Source organism: Roseateles puraquae (assembly GCF_002205845.1).
Taxonomy (GTDB): domain Bacteria; phylum Pseudomonadota; class Gammaproteobacteria; order Burkholderiales; family Burkholderiaceae_C; genus Pelomonas; species Pelomonas puraquae.
Genome location: NZ_NISI01000009.1, coordinates 206104 through 224920 on the forward strand (window position 1 = coordinate 206104; position 18817 = coordinate 224920).

The 18817-nt window shown below is 68.8% G+C and carries 18 protein-coding genes; 2 read left to right on the forward strand and 16 right to left on the reverse strand.

What is annotated here, in order from left to right:
• The 14 genes from CDO81_RS20075 to CDO81_RS20135 form a co-directional block, all read right to left on the reverse strand.
• On the reverse strand, positions 1-1782 hold the full coding sequence (locus CDO81_RS20075) for a pilus (MSHA type) biogenesis protein MshL (protein ID WP_088485002.1): 1782 nt from the start codon (positions 1780-1782) through the stop codon (positions 1-3).
• Positions 1779-2201, reverse strand: a complete 423-nt coding sequence (locus CDO81_RS20080; protein WP_088485003.1) for a hypothetical protein — start codon at positions 2199-2201, stop codon at positions 1779-1781. Before CDO81_RS20080 ends, CDO81_RS20075 begins: the two co-directional genes overlap by 4 nt.
• A complete protein-coding gene (locus CDO81_RS20085; protein WP_088485004.1) occupies positions 2198-2899 on the reverse strand; it encodes a hypothetical protein in 702 nt (233 codons plus the stop codon). The genes CDO81_RS20080 and CDO81_RS20085 overlap by 4 nt, the downstream gene beginning before the upstream one ends.
• Positions 2896-3573: a PilN domain-containing protein gene (locus tag CDO81_RS20090; RefSeq protein WP_088485005.1), complete on the reverse strand. Its 678-nt coding sequence runs from the start codon at positions 3571-3573 to the stop codon at positions 2896-2898. The genes CDO81_RS20085 and CDO81_RS20090 overlap by 4 nt, the downstream gene beginning before the upstream one ends.
• Positions 3573-4559 carry a type IV pilus biogenesis protein PilM gene (locus CDO81_RS20095; protein ID WP_088485006.1) on the reverse strand — a complete coding sequence of 329 codons (987 nt, stop codon included), beginning with the start codon at positions 4557-4559 and terminating at the stop codon, positions 3573-3575. Before CDO81_RS20095 ends, CDO81_RS20090 begins: the two co-directional genes overlap by 1 nt.
• Positions 4559-8554, reverse strand: a complete 3996-nt coding sequence (locus CDO81_RS20100; protein ID WP_144397317.1) for a DUF6701 domain-containing protein — start codon at positions 8552-8554, stop codon at positions 4559-4561. Before CDO81_RS20100 ends, CDO81_RS20095 begins: the two co-directional genes overlap by 1 nt.
• On the reverse strand, positions 8551-8994 hold the full coding sequence (locus CDO81_RS27730; protein WP_144397318.1) for an agglutinin biogenesis protein MshP: 444 nt from the start codon (positions 8992-8994) through the stop codon (positions 8551-8553). Before CDO81_RS27730 ends, CDO81_RS20100 begins: the two co-directional genes overlap by 4 nt.
• Positions 8991-9788 carry a prepilin-type N-terminal cleavage/methylation domain-containing protein gene (locus CDO81_RS20105; protein WP_088485008.1) on the reverse strand — a complete coding sequence of 266 codons (798 nt, stop codon included), beginning with the start codon at positions 9786-9788 and terminating at the stop codon, positions 8991-8993. Before CDO81_RS20105 ends, CDO81_RS27730 begins: the two co-directional genes overlap by 4 nt.
• Positions 9766-10317 carry a type II secretion system protein gene (locus CDO81_RS20110; protein ID WP_088485046.1) on the reverse strand — a complete coding sequence of 184 codons (552 nt, stop codon included), beginning with the start codon at positions 10315-10317 and terminating at the stop codon, positions 9766-9768. The genes CDO81_RS20105 and CDO81_RS20110 overlap by 23 nt, the downstream gene beginning before the upstream one ends.
• A 38-nt stretch (positions 10318-10355) precedes the next feature.
• Positions 10356-10808, reverse strand: coding sequence for a prepilin-type N-terminal cleavage/methylation domain-containing protein (locus CDO81_RS20115; RefSeq protein ID WP_088485009.1), 453 nt, complete (start codon positions 10806-10808; stop codon positions 10356-10358).
• On the reverse strand, positions 10808-11209 hold the full coding sequence (locus tag CDO81_RS20120; RefSeq protein ID WP_088485010.1) for a type II secretion system protein: 402 nt from the start codon (positions 11207-11209) through the stop codon (positions 10808-10810). Before CDO81_RS20120 ends, CDO81_RS20115 begins: the two co-directional genes overlap by 1 nt.
• A 148-nt stretch (positions 11210-11357) precedes the next feature.
• Complete coding sequence (locus tag CDO81_RS20125; protein WP_088485011.1) at positions 11358-12590, reverse strand: type II secretion system F family protein; 1233 nt, start codon at positions 12588-12590, stop codon at positions 11358-11360.
• Positions 12587-14314, reverse strand: coding sequence for a GspE/PulE family protein (locus CDO81_RS20130; protein ID WP_088485012.1), 1728 nt, complete (start codon positions 14312-14314; stop codon positions 12587-12589). The genes CDO81_RS20125 and CDO81_RS20130 overlap by 4 nt, the downstream gene beginning before the upstream one ends.
• Positions 14315-14356: 42 nt before the next feature.
• Positions 14357-16894, reverse strand: coding sequence for a GspE/PulE family protein (locus CDO81_RS20135; protein ID WP_420893092.1), 2538 nt, complete (start codon positions 16892-16894; stop codon positions 14357-14359).
• Between the two features lie 120 nt (positions 16895-17014).
• Between CDO81_RS20135 and pcp the strand changes: the two genes are divergently transcribed.
• Positions 17015-17668, forward strand: coding sequence for a pyroglutamyl-peptidase I (gene pcp / locus CDO81_RS20140; RefSeq protein ID WP_088485013.1), 654 nt, complete (start codon positions 17015-17017; stop codon positions 17666-17668).
• On the opposite strand, the gene CDO81_RS20145 is transcribed toward pcp, so the two are convergent.
• Both CDO81_RS20145 and CDO81_RS20150 read right to left on the reverse strand, forming a co-directional pair.
• Positions 17669-17851: an anti-sigma factor family protein gene (locus CDO81_RS20145; protein ID WP_088485048.1), complete on the reverse strand. Its 183-nt coding sequence runs from the start codon at positions 17849-17851 to the stop codon at positions 17669-17671.
• Positions 17852-17859: 8 nt separating this feature from the next.
• Positions 17860-18441: a sigma-70 family RNA polymerase sigma factor gene (locus CDO81_RS20150; protein WP_088485014.1), complete on the reverse strand. Its 582-nt coding sequence runs from the start codon at positions 18439-18441 to the stop codon at positions 17860-17862.
• A 112-nt stretch (positions 18442-18553) separates the two neighbouring features.
• Here CDO81_RS20150 and CDO81_RS20155 point away from each other — a divergent pair, with 112 nt between their 5' ends.
• Positions 18554-18817: a BufA1 family periplasmic bufferin-type metallophore gene (locus tag CDO81_RS20155; RefSeq protein WP_088485015.1), complete on the forward strand. Its 264-nt coding sequence runs from the start codon at positions 18554-18556 to the stop codon at positions 18815-18817.

Here is an 18817-nt window from a genome sequence, read left to right on the forward strand (position 1 = left end):
TTACTTGCCCGGCGCAGAGGCCGTGCCATCGAGCCGGATCACGCGGTGGGCCCGGTTTTGGCTGTCTTCCAGTGATTCGCTGACGAGGCGGTTGTGCTGCTCCCAGTCCTCGTTGCTGCGGATGATGCTGGGCTTGATCAGCACCACCAGCTCGCGCTTGCGGCCGCTGTTGGCGCGGTTGCCGAACAGCATGGAAGTGATGGGGTTGCTGTCCGCGCCCGGCAGGCCCGAGCCGCGGCGTGAGGCCTCCATCTGCATCAGCCCGCCGATGGCCACGATCTGACCATCGGGGATGCGCACCACGGTGTCGCTCTCATTGACGCTCGAACTGGCCAGCGGCAGGCGGAAATTGCCGATCGACCCGAGGTCCACCTGCTTGATCTTCTCCGTCACGGCCGACACCGACGGGTGGATGTGCAGCGTGATCATGTCGTTGTCGATCTGCGGCGTCACGTCCAGCGCCACGCCACTGAAAAATGGGGTCAGTGTCAGCGTCGGGATTTGATTGGTGGTGCCGGTCGTGCCCGTGCTGCTGGTGGCATTGGAGGTGTTGCTGCCGCTGATGCCGGTGATGAAGTAGTCGTCCGTGCCGACCTTGAGCACGGCCTTCTGGTTGTTCAGCGTGGCGATGCGCGGGCTGGAGAGGATCTGGGTGTCGCCATGGCTTTCGATGAAGCTCAGCAGCGCCTGGAAGCCGCCCTTGGACAGCGCGAGGCCGAAGGCGCCGCCACCGGCCGAGGGCAGGGGGATCAGGTCGGACCAGCCCGGCGTCTGGGTGCCCGTGGACAGTACCGGCAAGTTGCGCGTGTTGCTGACCAGCGGATTGATGATGGTGCTGACGCCGCTCGGGATGGAGGGGTTCACGCTGGTCTGGCCGATCGCGCCGCGGTCGCCCACGCGCGACCAGTCGATGCCGCTCTGGTAGCCCTCGCGCAGCTCCACCTCGACGATCTTCGCCTCCAGCATGACCTGGCGCTCGACCGCCACGCGGGTGGCCTTGAGCCAGGCGTCGACATGGCGCAGCTCTTCAGGCATGGCGCGCACGGCGACCGTGCCGGTTTGAGGGCTGGCGATGACCGCGCGCCCTTCGCCGTTGCCGACGAGGGCGCGCAGGGCCGCCGTCGTCTCGCCCCAGAAATCGCCGGCCACCTTGGTGCTGAGCTGGCTGCTTTCCTGCTGCTGGACCGTCGGTGCGCTGCTGCCGCCGGTGGTGTTGCCGCCCGAGGTGTTGCCGTTGTTGCTGCTGGCGGGTGCCGCACCGGAACTGACGCGCACTTCGCTGCGGCCGCTGCGTTGCAGGGCCAGTGCGTTGAGCGTGAAAACGCGCGTCTGCAGCGTCGGCGGGAAGACGGTGATGCGGCGGCCGTCGATCGCGTAGTCGAAGCCGTAGACCTCGCGGATGGCATCGAGCGACTCGCGCAGGGTGACGCCCTTGAGCGTGACCGACAGCTGCCCGGTGACGGCCGGATGCACCAGCATGCTGTAGCGGGTGTCGCTGACCAGGGACAGGAAGACATCGCGCGCCGGCGCGCCGTTGACGATCAGGTCGAAGCGGGGCTCGGGGGGCAGCGCGGGTGCCGCGGGGGCGGGTGCCGGCACGGCCTGGGCCACGGCGGACGCAGGCGCTGAGGCCGGGGCGCTGGCAGCAGGCGCCTGCCGCTGGGCCTGCAGCTCCTCCCGCAGGGCCTGGCTGGGCTGGGCGATGCGCAGCGGCTTGTCGGCGCAGGCCGTCAGCAGGACGGCGGCGCTGAGCAGCAGCAGGCGAGGGGTGGGGGCCTTCATGGCTTCTCCTTGGATTTGCGGGCGCCAGACGCGGCGGGGGCCACGGGCGCGGGCGGACGTTTCTCGACGCCGCCGTAAAGGGGTTCACGCCGGATCTGGCCGGCTTCGCGCAGCCACACGGCCTGCTCGGTGATGCGAACGATGCGAGCGCCGTCCAGCGATTCGCCGACGCCATAACGTCGGCCGCGTTGCACGACATACGCTCGACCGTCGGCAAAGACGACCTGGCGGATGGCGTTGTCCACTGCCTCCGCGCTCGAGGCCGCCGACGCGGCGCGCTCCGCCGCGATGGCAGCCTTCAGCGACGACGGCCAGGCGGTCGGGTCGCGGGAGGCGTCGTCGGCAGCAGTCACCGCCGCTGGCGATAGCACGGCCAGGACGCTGGACAGAGTCAGCTTGCGCCAGCGACTGCGCATCATGGTTGCACCTTCAGCATGAAGACCTGGGTCTGCAGCCGGGGCGGTGCGCCGTCGTCGCCGGCCAAGAGCCGCATCTCGCCCCAGCGCAGGCCGGGGAGTTCGCGCTCCAGGGCCTGCAGATAGCGTTGCAGGTCTTGATAGCTGCCCTGGACCTGCAGCTCCACCCCCTGCCAGCTCATGCCGGCGAACGCCGGAGCCGGCGGCGCCGAGGCCGCTGCGGGCACGGCCACCGGGGCATCGTCCAGCAGCTTCAGGCGCTCCAGCACCAGGCCAGGCTGGCGCGCCAGCAGGCGCTGCAGCACGAGTGACAGGCCCTCGGCCTCGCTGACCGAGCCGGCCTTGCGCAGGGCGTCGTCCAGCCGGGTGCGCTCGGCACGCGCGGCCTCCAGCTGCGCCTTGAGCCCGTCGGCCGGCTCGCCGGTGTCGCGGCTGGCGGCCACGAACTGTTCGCGCAGTTGCTTGAGCTCCTCGACTTGCTGAGCCTGGGCCTGGCTGCGCGCCTGGCTGCGGGCGGACAGTGGCGTCATCACGAGGCTGTCCATCAGCGCGATCATCACGACCAGGATGCAGCCGAACAGGATGGCCCGTTCACGCAGGCTGAGCGCGTCGATACGCCGGGCTTGGCGCTCCCAGGTGGCCAGCACCGGTGCCAGCTGACGGCGCAGGGCGGCAGCGTCGATCGGGGTGCGGGCTTTCATCGGGTGGCTCCTGAGGCAGCGCCGGCCGGCGCACTGATGACGCGATACGTCCACACCGGCAGGCGGCTCTGCGACAGGGCGCCGCCGCGGTCCAGCACGGCGCCCGGGGCGGCGTCGGTGCCCGGTGCACCCAGGCGCTCGACGCACAGCGCTGCAAGCTCCTGCCCGGCCATCAACGGATGCGCCGCCAGTTGCCCGAGCCAGGGGCGCAGCACGGCCGTGTCGAGCGTGCCACCGGCCAGTTCCAGGCGACCCGGGCTGTAGCGCAGCTCGCTGAGCCAGGCGGCTTCCGGCAGGCTGCGCGCCACGGCGGCCAGCAGGTCGGAGTGATGCAGACCTGCCCGCCGACCGCCGTCGCTGCCAAGCGTGGCCAACAGCGCCTTGCGCTGGGCGTTGCCCGTCTCCAGCGCCTGCAATTGCTGCTGCTGGGCGTTGGCGTCCAGCGGTGCCGGCAGTCCCGCACGGGCCACCAGCAACTGCTGCCGCTCAGCCGCGTTGCGCGCCAGCAGGGCCTGGTGTTCGATGTCGGCCTGGCGGTCTCGGTGTTGCAGCCACAGCGTGACCAGCGCGCTAGTGGCCACCAGCAGACCCGTTGCCTGCAGCAGCGTCAGCGCCGAGAAATAGCGCTTGGGCGCCAGCAGGATGGGCGTGAGCAGATTGATTTGCTGGGCCATCAGAGCTGCCTGCCTTCCGCGCGAAGTGCAGCACCCAGCAGCGGCAGGCAGGCTTGCAAGGCCTGCATCCGTTCGCCCTCAGGTGGCGGAGCCGCCGGCGCAAACGCGGCGAACGGGTCCAGCGCCACCGTGCGCTGCCCAAGTTCGCGCTGGATGAGTGCGGCCACCTCCGGGCCATGTTCGGCCGACACCACGTAGAGCCTGGCCAGCGGCAGCTCGGGCCAGCTGCGCTCCCACACGTCGATGGAGCGCTGCAGCTCGACCACCAGCGGCGACTCCTGCGAGCCGGCCACATCGAACGACCCACCGGGCTGGTACTCAAACCCGAGGGGCAGGTCTTGCGGGCTGGTCTCCGTCTGCTCGCCGCGGGCGCGGGCGAGCAGGCCGGGGTCGGCCTCGATGCGGCGCGTGTAGTACAGCTCATCACCGCTGCACACCACGAGCAGTGACTGCGTGGCATCGATGTGGATGGCGGCGCAGGCGCGGGTGGCGAGGTCGTCCTGGCGGGCCTGGCGGGTCAGCAGGTTGCGCAGCGCGGTCTCCCACACATCGACGATGCTGATCTCGGCATGGATGCCAGCCGCGCCTTCGGTCAGTGCCTGGATGGCGCGATTGCGGGCCGCGACCACGAACAACTGGCGCTGTGCGCGCTCGACGTCGCCGCCCACATGCATGACATCCAGCGTGAGCTCGGCCATGTCGGCATCCACCATTTCCTTGACCTGCCAACGCGCCGCCGCCTTCAACTCGTCCTGTGGCACCTGGGGCGTGTCCACCTTGAGGATCTGATAGTCGTTGGGCTCCAGCAGCGCGATCGCCTCACCGGCTGCCACCGGCCGGGCGTCCGGCATCAGGCCCCAGCGCAGCAGGCGCGGTGGCTGTGAATCGGACGGCTCGCCGTCGGTCAGCACAAAGGCATGCCCGCTGCCCAGGCGGCGCAGCAGCAACCGGTGGGCACTGCGACGGGGTGTCCAGGGCCAGCGCATCAATAGTGTTCCTTCTGGTAGATCACGCCGTTGTCGCCACGGTACAGGCCCCAGGTCGCGCGGGCGCTCGGGTCCTTGAAGGCGGTGCCGCCACACCAGGTGCCGCGCAGGCCCAGCAGTCGGGCGCCGGCCGTGGCGGCCTTGGCGGGGGTCCAGCTCACGGGCGGGTCCTTCAGGCAGGAGGCATCGGTGGCGGTGGCGTCGAGTGCGATCGCGACGTCCAGCGTGCCGGCATGGCCGCTGGCGGGCGCTGCGAGCGTGATGCGTCCGACACCCGCACTGACGGTGGCGGGGCTGTTGCTCATGACGGCATCACCGGCCACGAGCGACTTGCGCAGGTTGCCGAAGCTGAGGTGGGCGGCAGAGACGCTGGTGCAGGAGTCCAAGGTGTTGGTGTTGTAGGCACTGCCGTTCCAGTACTGCGCCGCGAGCGCGAGCTGCACGGGTCGGTTGGCGGCGGACATGCCATTCTGGAGGCGAAGCCGCCCGAAGCGCAGAGGGATTGTGCCGACCTGGGTCACGTCCGCGCCGTTGGCGGGCACGTCGGTGTCGAGGTCGAGCGTGGCCATCGTGACACCGTCCGCGTCGACCGGGGCGATGCCGAATCGCGCCGTGTCAAACGGCCCATCCGGCGTCGTGGTGCGCAGGGCCCTGGCGGTCAGCGTGACGTTGGCCGCCTGGCCCGCCGCCCAGCTGCCGCTGCTGGCGGAGGTGGAGAGCCGGCTGTTGCTGGTCTTGAAGGGGGTGCTGCCGCCGATGCCGGCGAGCTTGAAGTTGGCCGGCGTGCTGAGGTCGAGCCGGGCGAAGCTGCCGAAGTAGTTGACCGTGGTCGCACCCGCGGCATTCTGGGCATCGAGCGTGAAGCCGAGCTGGAAGTCCTCGTCCAGGTACGTGAAGGTGGACGCCACGCTGCAGCTGCGCCCATAGCGGTGGCTGATGGTGGGGTTGCTGAGGGAGAAGCGGGCGGGAATGAAACGGCCAACGCGGGTCTGCGGGTTGCCGGCCGCATCGAAGACCACGGCATCCAGGTTGAGCCCGGGCGTGCCCAGATAGGCACCGACCACGGCACTGGTGTTCAGCTTGAAGCTGCCGACCTCCGAGTACGTCAGCGCGTTGGTGCTGCCAACGCCACCGCTGAAGCTGGTGATCAGGTTGTTGCTCAAGGTGCCCATCACGCCGGAGGGGCCGCTGGGGCTGGCAGGCGGGGTCTGGGAATTGGCTTCGGTGGTCAAGGCGACCGGCGCTGAGAAGCCGGTGGCGATGCCGCCGGCCGAGACCTGTGCGAGCGTGGCGCCGCTGTCGGGCAGGCCGTCGTCGTTGCTGTCGGCGGTCGCGCTCCAGCGGTAGGCGGTGGCGGTGGCCGAGAAGGGCGCGCCGGCCTTGCCGAAGACGGCATCAGACGCGGCGCTGCCGCCCGGGTTGGCCACTGAGCCCATCGTGATGCTGTTGATGGCCAGTGCGAACGGACGCACGGTCAGGTCACCCAGGCTGCCACTGATGGTGCCGGCGGCGTAGGTGCCAGAGTCATCGTCCAGGTTCAGCGTGTACTTGCCGATGTCGGCCGTGGCCAGGCTCAGGCTGGCGACACCGGCCGTGAACGCGAGGTTGAGGTTGTTGGCCGCTGGCCGCGACGAGGGGATGGCCACGCTGCTGGTGCTGGGTGCGGTCCAGGGGCCGCCGTTGTCAGTGCGCCAGAGCTTGAGATTGCGGCTGCCCGTGAAATCAGTGGCCACGCCGCAGCTGCCGGTGCTGGGGTCTCGCTTGATCAGCGACACCTGCAGGTCGTGCGGCCGGCCGGCGACGACGATGTTGGTGCCGGCAATCTTGTTGCCCAGGTCCTCGGCCCAGACGAAGGCGTTGTCACGGTAGTTGATGGCGGCCGACGTGCTGCTGGTGGACGGCACCGTGTTGTCGACGACGGTGGCGGTCACGTCTTGCGCCAGGCTTTGCGCCAGGCGCAGCTTCACGATGCCCGCGTCGCCTGTGGCGAAGGTGTAGCTGGCGGTGCCGGAGTTGGCCGCGCCGGCCGTGAAAGTGCCCGAAGGCGCCGGGCCGCTGCCGACGGACCACGTGCCCCTGCCGTTGCTGGTGGTCAGGTTCACCGTGCCGGTGTAGTTGGTCAGCGTGTTGCCGGCGGCATCCTTGGCGGTGATGGTGAGGGTCTGCGGGGTGCAGGTCGATGCACTGCCGGTGCCGGTGATGGTGAAACCCGCGATGGCAGCGGTCGGGCAGCTGCGCGAGCGGCTCAGCTGGGCCGAGATTTCACTGCTGTTGAGGAGGCCGCTGTAGACCTGCAGCTCGTCGATGTTGCCGTAGAAGTGAAAGGCGCTGCTGGTGCCTTCCGCCGAGCTGGCGGATTCGCCGCCGATCGCGGTCGTGCCCGTGCCGGCGCCCCAGGTGCCGGTGTAGGCCGAGCTGGCGCTGGCGAGCAGGCTGCCGGCTGCGTTGTAGATGAGCGTCTGCACGCGCTTGTTGGTGATGTCGACCGTGGCCGCGACGTAGTACCAGGTGTTGGCGGCGATGACGGCCGCGCTGTCCAGGCAGAACGTGCCTGCGCCGCAGTTGGCCGTGGTGGCGCCGGTACCGTTGCTGCCGCCGATGGTCACGCTGCCGCTGGCGCTGATGTTGCGGTTGAAGAAGCGCAGCGAGCCGTTGCCCGGGTCACCCAGGCTCAAGGCCCAACCGTCCTGGGCGTCGTCGCGCACGAAGATGCGTTGGCCGCTCTGACCGGGAGAGGTGCTGCGGATCCAGGCCAGCACCGTGAAGCTGCTGTTGAGCGAAGGGAAGCTGGCGGGCAGCTGCACCAGGGTGTGGGTGCCGTTGCCCGTCGGGGCGGAGCGGTTGAACACGCCGTAGCCGCAGCTGCCGGCGCTGGTGGTGCCATAGGCCGGCGAGAGGCTGGCGGTGATGGCCACCGGCGTGCCGGCAGAAGCCGTGGCCGACCGCGCGTTGTAGCCGTTGGTGCTGCTGTCCTTGACCTCGCCGCTGCTGCCGTTCCAGATAGGCTCGTCCATGCGGTAGTCGGCGATCAGCGTGGTGGCCGCAGCGCACAGCGAAGGCATCGCGTAAGTGGAGTTGTTGACCACGCAGCTGCTCGTGCAACTGGTGCCGCAGCACACGCTGTTGACGTTGCTTTGGTAGCCCAGCGTGATGCTGGCCCCGGCGGTGGACTTCACGCAGGACGAGGTGGTCGCGATCTGTGCGATGTCGATGGTGCCCGTGCTGGTGGTCAGTGTGCCGATGACCGTCGCGCCATAGCCCACCGTGACATTGCCGCTGCCGCCGCTGACCGTGCCGCCCACGCGCGAGGCCTGGCCCAGGCTGATGGTGCCCGTGGTGCTGACGTTGCCGTTGACCTTGGCCTGGTAACCCAGGCTCACGGCGCCCGACCCCGCACTCACGCTGCCCGACACGGTGGCGCTCTGGACCACCGTGATGCTGCCCGTGCCCGTGACGTTGCCCGCCACCGTGCCCGACTCGCTGATGCTGATGCTGCCGCTGCCCCCGGTCACGTTGCCGCCGATGCTGCCGTTCTGGGCGGTGGAGATCGTGCCGGTGCCGCTGGTGGAGACGTTGCCGCTGACCGTCGTCTGGTAGGCCAGCGAGATGTTGCCGCCGTTGGCGGTCAGGTTGCCGGTGATGGCGACATTGCCGCCGCCCGCGTCGTTCACGCTGGTGGCCGTGATGTTGGCCGTGAGGCGGGCCTGGTAGCCGAGCGTCAACTGGCCGTTGACGACCAGAGTCAGGTCGCTGGCGCTGCCGGCCTGGTTGATTTGCGAGGTGTTGGTGCTGAAGTTGCCGTTGATCGTCAAGGTGGCCGGCTTGGGCGAGTTGACGACGATCACGTCGTTGTAGCCCAGGCTGAGCGCCGGGCAGGTGTAGGCCGGGCCACTGCCGGTGCAGCCGGGTGGCAGCGTGCCGGGCAGGGTGTAGGTGACCGCGCTGGCGAGCGGCGCCAGCAGCAGGCAGGCCAGGGCTGCGAGCCAGCGCTTCATAGGCCCAGGCTCCGCGTCAGTTGCCGTTCGGCGTAGGCCGGCTCGGCCGTGCTGCCATTGGGGCAGGCGCCGTTGGACGTGAGGTTGCAGGCGGTGGCCAGCAGCGTGTAGAAGGCCATGTCCTGGTCGCCGTCGGTCACGGTGCCGCTGCCAGGCGTGCGGGTGCAACTGACCGTCACCGTGAAATCGCTGAGCTGGTCGGGCAGCACGAAGCTGCGCGTGGCAAAGCAGGCCGGCTTGCCCGAGCCGCGCAGGATCTGCACGCTGCCCCATTCCAGCCCGGCGAAGGCCGCCTGGTAGGCCTTGGCGGCCGCCAGCTCGCCGGCCGAGCCCAGTTGCTGGCGCTGGCTCAGGGCCGCGAGCGCGGTGCCGAGCGCGGCCAGCACCACCAGGATGAAGAGCATGGACATCATCGTGAAGCCGTGGCGGCGCGCGGTCATGGCAGGTTCTCGATGTGGACCGTGTGGTACAGGCTCACCGTCTCGCCTTGCGACGTGAGCTGCAACTGCAGCGTGATGAGGGCGTAGCGGCTGGTGATGGCCGGCTGGTCGTAGCTGAAGGTGCAGGCCGTCACATGGCGGGCGAGCACTGCCGCGTTGCCCCCGCTGGGCGGGTCTTGCTGGGTGCTGAAGAAGCCGTAGCCGGTATGGCGGGTCAGGGTCTGGGCGGCCAGGTCGCAGCGGTAGGTGACCGGCGACTCGATGGCATAGACGCGGTAGGGCGGAGCCTGCAGCGCGTTGGGCAGCGCGGCGCCGGTGATGTTGACGCTCGTCACGTTACCCGCCGCGTTGGTCGCGGTGCGCACGTTGGCTTGCGTGTAGGCATCGGCGTCAGGCACGCCGGCGCCCAGGTTGTACCAGGCGAGCTTCTGGTTGCCGGTCTTCAGCGCCAGCGCCGGGCCGACGATGCTGAAGCTGGTGTCGGGCGTGCCGAAGGCCAGCGTGTCGCCCGACTCCACCGCATAGCGCGCGGCGCTGTTGACCGGGATCAGCTCCAGGCTGCCGCCCGTGATGCGGGCCGAATTGGGCAGCGCGCCGGCCAGGTCACGCGCGATGCGGCGCAAGGCGGTGTCGGCTTCGTCGCCGAGTTGGGCGCGGGCGGACGTGGCGAAGTAGGCGGTGGTGGCCGGCACGATGAAGATGGCCACCATGGCGATGACCACGCCCGTGATGGCGATCACCATCACGGCCTCGATCAGCGTGAAGCCCCGCTCAGTAAGGCGACTGCGGCGCATAGCGGGTTCGCCAGCCTTGCAGCACGACGGTGCTGCTGTCGGGGCCGGTCACGGTGATGGTGATCTTGAGCGCGTCGCCGCTGCCGGCGGTGACGGAGTCCAGCGCGCCAGCGGTCACGGCCACGTTTGCCGAGTAGCCGGCCAGGCCGCTGACGGCGGTGTTGGTCAGGTCGCGGATGCCCGTCATCGAGAAGCCGTTGTAGTCGTTGACGTTGTCGAAGTAGGTCGGGCCGTAGCGCGTCTCGCCCGCCTCGGGTCCGATGGTCTCGACGGTGTTGCAGGCCGCGGCCGAGGTGGCGTCGTCGAAATTGGGGCTGTCGGGGTCGCACCAGGTGAAGGGCATGAGTTGCACCTCGCGCAGCAGCGACTCCGCGATCGCGAGCTCCTGGCGCCGGATGATGGGATCGGCACTCGCCGCCGTGGCGGTCACGAACACGCGCAGCATGGCCGCCAGCGCGATGCCGACCACGGCGATGAACAGCAGCAGTTCAATCAGCGTGAGGCCGCGGGTGCGGCGGGATGGGTGCATGCGCTTCATGCTAGGGCAGGGCGGCTGCAGGCCAAGCCTCAAGGAAGGGGGTAGATCAGGCCCGTGTCGGCCGCAATCCGGTAGCCCTGGCTGTAGTTGCCATAGCCCACGGTGACGGTCATGTCGGCCGCAGTGCTGGTGGCCACGGCGCCGGAGTTGGCGTTGTTGAAGGTGACCGTGCGGCTGCCGCCCTCGGTGATGCAGGGCGATTCGGTAGCGGGGCAGTCCAGGTTGCCGAGTGCGGCACCGCTCGCGTAGGCCCAGCTCACACCCGTGCCGGTGATGGTGGCGACGATGGGGCGGCGCTGCTGCAGCGCCAGCCGCAGCATGGCCTGGTGGCGTGCCTGCAGCTCGTCGCCAAACGAACGCAGCCGCCACAGCGTCGTGTCCACCACCTGAGGCAGGGCGAACACCGCCAGGGCGGCTGTGATCACGAGAACGAGGACGAGCTCGACCAGCGTGAAGCCACGCGAGCTGCGTGGCGGGGTCATCAGTTGATGCTGGTGGCCGTGAAGTTCGCCGTCAGACCGTAACCCGTGTGGTTGAGCACGCAGTTGGTCTTGGTGGTGTCGACCGGCGTGATGGCGGCCGCTGTGATGGTGTAGCCGGTGGGCAGGCCGGTGCCGGCGGTGCCGTTGTAGCTCTGCATGGCCTTCTCGACGTCGCTGCAGTTGGCCACGGCCACGCCCTTGGTGGTGTTGGCCTTGCGGCTGGCGTAGTTGATGGCCGAAGCCGAGCTCAGCGAGCCGGCCACGCTGTTGATGGCGGCCTGCTTGGCGTCCGCGTCGACGCTGACGAACTTGGGCAGCGCGACGGCGGCGAGAACGCCGAGGATGACGATGACCATCACCAGTTCGATGAGGGTGAAGCCGGCTTGCTTGGACTTGTTCATGTGGCCTTCCTGCGCTCGCAGCGCTCATTTCTGTAGACCCACGAACTATCTGAGGCCGGGTGCGGTGCGCCGAGTGAAAAGCGCACAGGTTTTGTGCTTGGCACAGGAAAGCCTGCAAACCGTTGCAGGCTTCACACCTGCGGGCGCGTCAGCGCCCCATGGCGGCCTGGCCGAGGTTCCACAGCGGCAGGAACACGCCCAGGGCCAGCACCAGCACCAGCGCGCCGATGATGGCCAGCAGGATGGGCTCGATGGCGGCGGACAGGCCCTTGATGGCGTAGTCGGTCTCGCGCTCGTACATCTGGGCGATCTCGGTCATCAGGGTGTCGAGCTCGCCGGTCTCCTCGCCCACGGCGATCATCTGCAGCACGATGGGGGTGAACACCCCGGTGGCCGTGGCGCAGCGGGAGATGCTCTCGCCGCGCTCCACACCGTCGCGCATCTGCTCGATGCGGGCGCCGATGTAGGCATTGTCGACCGTCTGGGCCACCACCGTCATGGCCTGGCTGATGGGCACGCCGGAGCTGGAGGCGAGCGCGAAGCTGCGCGCGAAGCGGGCGAGCGTGGCCTTGAGCACGATGTTGCCGGCGATCGGCAGGCGCAGCTTCAGGCGGTCCCAGGTGTAGCGGCCCGTGGGCGTGGCCAGCCAGTTGCGCCACAGCAGCACAAGGCCGACGCCCCCGGCCAGCACGGCGGGCCACCACTTGACCGTCCAGCCGGAGAAGCCCAGCAACACGCGCGTCATCAGCGGCAGCTCGCTCTTGAAGTGCGCGAAGACCTCGGCGAACTTGGGCAGCACGAAGAGGTTGATCACCACCAGCGCGATGCCCATCGCGATGATGACCATCATGGGATAGCGCAGCGCCTGCTTGATGCGCGCCCGGATGTCCAGCTCGAATTCCAGGTGCTCGGCCAGCCGGTGGAAGACTTCGGTGAGCCGGCCGGTCAGCTCGCCAACCCGCGTCATGGCCACGTAGAAGGCGCTGAAGACCGCCGGATGGCGCGCGAAGGCGGTGGCCAGCTCGCGGCCCTGGTCGAGGCTGGCATGCACGTCCTGCAGCAGCCGGATGATGCCGGGATGGCTGGTGGAGGCCTCCAGACCAGCCAGCGAACGCAGGATGGGTACGCCGGCCTTTTGCAGGGTGTAGAGCTGGCGCGTCAGGATGAGGGCGTCTTCCTGGGTGACCGGCTTGGCCAGCAGCGCCTGCAGCCAGCCGCCGTCACCCGCGCTGCCGACGGCATCGGTGGTGGGCTCGATGCTGACCGGCACCACGCCGCCGGCCATCAACTGCGCGGCGACCGCATCACTGCTGGTGGCATCCACGATGCCCTCGACCAGCTCACCCCGGCCGTTGCGCCCCTTGAAGGCGAAGTTGCTCATTCAGCGTCCACGCTGATGCGCACCGCCTCGGCCAGCGAGGTCTTGCCGGCGCGCACCAGGGCCAGGCTGCGGTCGGCCAGGGTCTTGCCCTTGAGCGACCGGCGTGCCGCGGCCAGGAAGGCGCCGGCATCGCTGCGCTGGATGGCCAGCGCCATGTCGGGGTCGATCTCCAGCATCTCGTAGATGCCGCGGCGGCCCTGCGTGCCGGTGCCATTGCATTCGGCGCAGCCCCGGCCCTTGACGCTTTGCACCGGGGTGGGCGTTTCGCCATTGAGCCGCTGCACCTCCTGCACCCAGGCCTGTTCCTGCGGCGTGGCGATATGGGGCTCCGCGCAGTGCTTGCACACGCCGCGCAGCAGGCGCTGCGCAAGCACCGCTTGCAGCGACGTGGCCACCATGAAGGGCGGCGCGCCCATGTCCAGCAGCCGGAAAGGCGTGGAGACGGTGTCCTTGGTGTGCAGCGTGCTGAGCACGAGGTGGCCGGTGATGGCAGCGCGCAGGCCGATCTCGGCGGTCTGGGCATCGCGCATTTCGCCCACGAGGATGACGTCCGGGTCCTGGCGCAGCGCGGCGCGCAGCACGCGGGCGAAGTCGAGCTCGATCTTGTCGTTGACCTGCACCTGGGTGAGGCCCGGCAACCGGTACTCGACCGGGTCTTCCACGGTGATGATCTTCTGCTGCTCGGCATCCAGCTCGGCCAGTGCGGCATAGAGCGTGGAGGTCTTGCCCGAGCCCGTGGGGCCGGTGACGAGGATCATGCCGGCGTCGCGCCCGAGCAGTTCGCGAAAGCGCTTGAGCATGTCGTCCGGCATGCCGATGTCGCCCAGGCGGCGCAGGGCCGAACCCTGGCCGAGCAGGCGCATGACGACCGACTCGCCGTACTGGCTGGGCATGGTGGACAGGCGCACGTCCAGCGTGCGGTCCGACAGGCGCAGCGTGAAGCGGCCGTCCTGGGGCAGGCGCTTTTCGGAGATGTCCAGGCCCGCCATCAGCTTCAGGCGCTGGGCCAGGGCCGGGGCGATGCGCTTGTCGGCCTGTGTCAGCACCTGCAGGATGCCGTCGACCCGGTTGCGGATGACGAGGTCGCCTTCCTGCGGCTCGATGTGCACGTCCGAAGCACCCGCGCGGGTCGCATCCTCGAACACCGATTGCAGCAGGCGCACGACCGGCGCGCCTTCCTGGCCGACGCTGGCTTGCAGGGTGCCGAAGTCCACCGCGTCGCCGATGTCCTTCTCCAGCGCCTTCGCCAGGCCCGAGATCTCGTCGCTGCGGCGGTAGTGCTTGTCGTAGACGGCGGCGAGCTGGCTGTCGGCCACCACCGCCATGGCCAGGCGCCGCTTCAGGATCTTGGCGAGTTCGTCAAAACCGAACAGGTCCAGCGGGTCGGCCATCGCCACCAGCAGGGTGTCGCCGCGCTCCTCCAGCACCAGCGCGCGAAAGCGCCGCGCCGGGGTTTCAGGCAGCAGCCGTACCAGCTCGGTCTTGAGCGGGAAGGTCTTGAGGTTGACGAAGGGCGCGCGCAGCTGGCGCGCCAGCACATGCGCCAGGGCTTCCTCGGTAATGAGGTTGGCTTCGATGAGGATGCGCCCGAGCTTCTTGCCGGTGGCCCGCTGCAGCTCCAGGGCCTGCGTGAGCTGCTCGGCGGAGATCAGCTGCTGCTCGACGAGCACGTCGCCGAGACGCAGTTTGGGGCGGGGGGCGGCGGCTTCGGGCGTGTCGGACATCGGCGTGAGGCTCAGTCTTGAAAGTCGGGCAGGTCAGTGCCGTCAGTTGTTGCTGGTGGCATGCACCTCGGCCAGCGTCGTCACGCCCTGCAGCACCTTGAGGATGCCGTCCTGGCGCAGCGTGCGCATGCCTTCGGTCAGCGCGGCATGCTGAAGCTCCTCGGCGCGCGCGCCGGTCTGGATCAGTCGACGCACGTCCTTGGAGACGGTCAGCAGCTCGTGCAGGCCGGCCCGGCCCTTGAAGCCGGTGTTGCCGCAGGCGTTGCAACCGGGGCTGGTGAACTTCATCAGCCGCCCCTGCTTGCCGTGATTCTTGATCCACTCCGACATCAACGCGAGCTTGGATGGGCGGCCTTCGGCGGGGAAAACGTGCAGATAGTCATCCAGCAGCTCGCTGAGTTCAGCTTCGGTCATGGGCTCGCTGGTCTGGCAGGCCGTGCAGCTGCGCCGCACCAGGCGCTGGGCCAGCACGGCGAGCAGGGAGTCGGCGAAGTTGAACGGGTCCATGCCCATGTCCAGCAAGCGCGTGATCGTCTCGGGGGCGCTGTTGGTGTGCAGGGTGGAGAGGACCAGGTGGCCGGTCAGCGAGGCCTCGACCGCGATCTCTGCGGTCTCCTGGTCGCGGATTTCGCCCACCATGATGACGTCGGGGTCGGCCCGTAGGAAGGCGCGCAGCGCCTTGGCAAAGGTCCAGTCGATCTTGGGGTTGACCTGGACTTGCCGCAGGCCGGCCTGGGTGATTTCGACCGGGTCCTCGGCCGTCCAGATCTTGCGTTCGGGCGTGTTGATGTAGCTCAGGGCCGAATGCAAGGTGGTGGTCTTGCCCGAGCCGGTGGGGCCGACGCACAGCACCATGCCGTAGGGCCGGGCCACAGCGGTCTTGAGGGCTTCGAGGTTGGCGGGTGCCAGGCCGATGCGGTCCAGCGGCATGGGCTTGCTGCTGGCCAGCAGGCGCATGACCACGTCTTCCAGCCCGTTGTTGGTCGGGATGGTGGCGACGCGCAGCTCCAGCTTGTGCTGGGCCGAGAAGCGGGCGAAATTGATCTTGCCGTCCTGCGGCTTGCGGCGCTCGGAGATGTCGAGGTCGCACATGATCTTGATGCGCGCGATCATCGCGTTGCGATAGGTGTGTGGCAGCTCCAGGTAGGGCTGCAGCACGCCATCGCGGCGGAAGCGGATCTTGAGCTTCTCGCGGCCCGGGTAGGTCTCGATGTGGATGTCGGACACACCCTGCCCATGCGCCTCGATGATCATGGAGTTGATCAGGCGCACCAGGGAGTTGTCGCTCTGCTCGATGGCCGAGTCTTCGTCGGTACTGCCCCCGCGCTCGCTGCTGTCGCGCTCCAGGCTCTCGATGAGCTTGTTGGAGGAATCGAGCGAGAAGTCGGGCTGGAAGTCGGGCAGGTTGTCGACCTGGCTGCGCGGCAGCGCCTCGGCGCCGAAGCGGTCGAAGGCGGCAGGGATCGCGAACTGCAGCGTGCCCAGCTTGGTCAGCGTGGGCACCACCTTGAGCTGGGTGATGAACTCGACCTCGTCCAGCGCATCGCGCCGTGTCGGGTCTTCCATGGCCACGATGAGCTTGCCCTCGCGCAGCACCAGCGGCAGCACTTCCAGGCGGCGTGCCACGGCCAGCGGAAGCTTGCGTACCGCATCGGGCTCGATCGCGAACTTCTCGACATCGACGACCGGGTAGCCCATCTTGCGCGCCAGGGCCGACTGCAACTGGGCGCGCGTGATGACGCCCTTGCGCACCAGCAGCTCGCCCAGGGGCACGGAGCGGTCATCGCGCTGTTGCACCAGGGCCTGCTCCAGTTGCTCTTGCGTGACCAGTTCGAGGGCCAGCAGGGCTTCGCCGATGCGCACCATCGGCATGCGGGCCTGCTGCTCGATGGCCATCAGCAACTGTTCGGCCGTGACGATCTGCTGCTCCACCAGGATGTCGCCCACGCGCCGCTGGCGCAGTTGGTTCTGCTCGACCGCGGCGGCGCTCACCTGCTCCGGCGTGGCCAGAGCGTCCTTCACGAGCATGTCGCCCAGACGCTCGCCGATCTCGAAATGCATCAGCACCTCGCGCGGCACGAACACCCGGCGCACGGAGTCGTCGGTGTCGGACACCGGCGGGAACACGAACAGGCCGAGCGCGTCGTGGTGATGGCCGATGGTCACGCCCTTGAGTTCGACGCCGCCGTTGAAGACGATGCGAAACGGCGTGCGCGGCCGCTGGTCAAGGCTCAGCGGTGAGTTCAGGTCCGCCTCGTCGCGCGGCGCCACGTTCAGCGGCCGCTGCAGCTTGACGGCACGGAACTGGCTGAACTTCAGCGGCATGCTGTTGCGCGCCGGCGGCACGTTGATCTGCACCAGCCGGTCCGCGGCGTCCAGTCGCAGCAACTGCCCCACGCTGCGGCTGTTGTTCAGGCCGAGGATCTCGCAGGCCTCGGGGCCGCGCTGCACCTCGGCCTGCGGGTAGGCGACATAAGGCGGGCAGGGCCACAGAAAGCCTGACGCCGGCGCCCCCGGGCTCGCGGCGGGCGCATCGGCACTGCCATGGGGCCAGGGGATGGGCTGGGACGGGTCGTTCATGGGCACAGGTCGTAGGTCAGCGAGCCATTATGGAGGTGGGCGCGGCCGGTGATGGCCTGGAAAAACCTCAGGCGTCGACGCCAAATGACCCGCGCCGCCTCGTCCGGGAAAATGCCTCGGATGAACATCCTGATCACCGGCTTCGAGCCCTTTGGCGGCGAGGTCATCAACCCCTCCTGGGAGGTGGCCCGCTCCCTGCACGGCCAGGTCATCGGCGGCGCCACCGTGCATGCCCGCTGCCTGCCCACGAGCTTTGCAGGTGCCCCGGCCGCACTGCAGGCGGCCCTGGCCATGTTCCGTCCGCAGTGCGTCATCGCGCTGGGCCAGGCCAGCGGCCGCGCCGAGGTGTCCATCGAACGCGTGGCCGTCAACCTGATCGACGCCCGCATCCCCGACAACGCAGGTGACCGGCCGCAGGACGTGCCGGTGCGGGTGGATGCACCTGCGGCCTATTTCTCGACGCTGCCCATCAAGGCGATGCGGGACGCCTTGCGGGCTGCTGGTCACCCCGCGGGCCTGTCGCTGACGGCTGGCGCCTTCGTGTGCAACCAGCTCTTCTTTGAACTGCAGCACCGGCTGGCGGGGCAGGGCGTGCGCAGCGGCTTCATCCACCTGCCCGCATTGCCGGAGCAGGCCGCGCGCGCCCAGCCGGTCGTGCCGAGCATGGGCCTGGCGGCGCAGATCGATGCGATCCGGCTGGCGGCCGCGGTGGCGATGGAGGCTGACGAGTCGAGTCGCGCGGCGGGCCTCGACGAAGGCGCGCCGACCGCCTGATCACTCCTCGCTGTACTGGCGCCAGCGGGCGCTGGCCTTGCGCATCAGCTCGACCTGGCGCGCGAAGCGCCGGCAGTTGCCGCAGAGTTGATGATGCAGCCGCACCGCCAGGCGTTCAGCCAGCGGTAGCGTTCGGTCTTCGGCCTGCAGCGTGAGTTGCGTGGCCTCCCGGCAATTGATCATGGGCTTGATCACGAAGTGGCTTCCGAGGTGGCGGCACCGAACCAGCCCAATTGCAGGCACTCGCGCAATCGCAAGCGGGCCCGGTGCAGCATGACCCAGAGGTTGGTCGGCGAGATGGCGAGTTCCTTACAGATCTCGTCGGACTCCAGCTCCAGCCATTCCCGCATCATGAAGAGCCGGCCCTGCTGACCAGGCAGCTTGTCGACGCAGGCTTCGAGCACCTTCATGAAGTCGACCTGGCGCAGCGCGTCCTCCGGGTTGCCCCAATCATGCTGGGCCTCGCGCCAGTGACCATCGGCCGCGAAGAGCAGGTCGTCGAGGTCTTCGCCGTCCTCGTGGGTCGCGGTGGTTGACAGCTCACGGCTGTTCTTGCGGATCTGGTCGATGAGCTTGTGCTTGAGGATGCCGATCAGCCAGGTCTTGAGCTGGCTGGCGCCGCTGAAGGATTGGGGCTTCTCCAGGGCCGCGAGCACGGTCTCGGAGACGGCATCTTCGGCCCAGTGCGGGTTGCGCAGTTGCAGCCGCGCATACTTGAGCAGCACCGGCCGCAAGGCCTCGATCTGGCGATGGAAATCCGGCGTCGGCGTCATGGCGTGAAGAGAATCGGCGGGGAGTGTAAGGACTTGGCCGCCGCTTGCGACTTCATCCGTGCCGCCGCATCATCGGCCGCCTTGCTACCGTCAACCTTTTGGAGACCTGTCCATGAAGAACCCCGTCATCCTGTCCTCGGCCCTGGCCGCTGCCCTCTCGCTCGGCCTCTTCGCCCAGGCCCAGGCTGCCGATGCCGCCAAGGAAAAGTGCTATGGCATCGCCAAGGCCGGCCAGAACGACTGCGCCAGCGCCAACGGCAGCCACTCTTGCGCCGGCCAGGCCAAGAAGGACAACGAGCCCACCGAATGGAAGTACGTGCCCAAGGGCACCTGCGAGAAGGAAGGCGGCAAGACCACGCCGCCGGCCAAGAAGTAA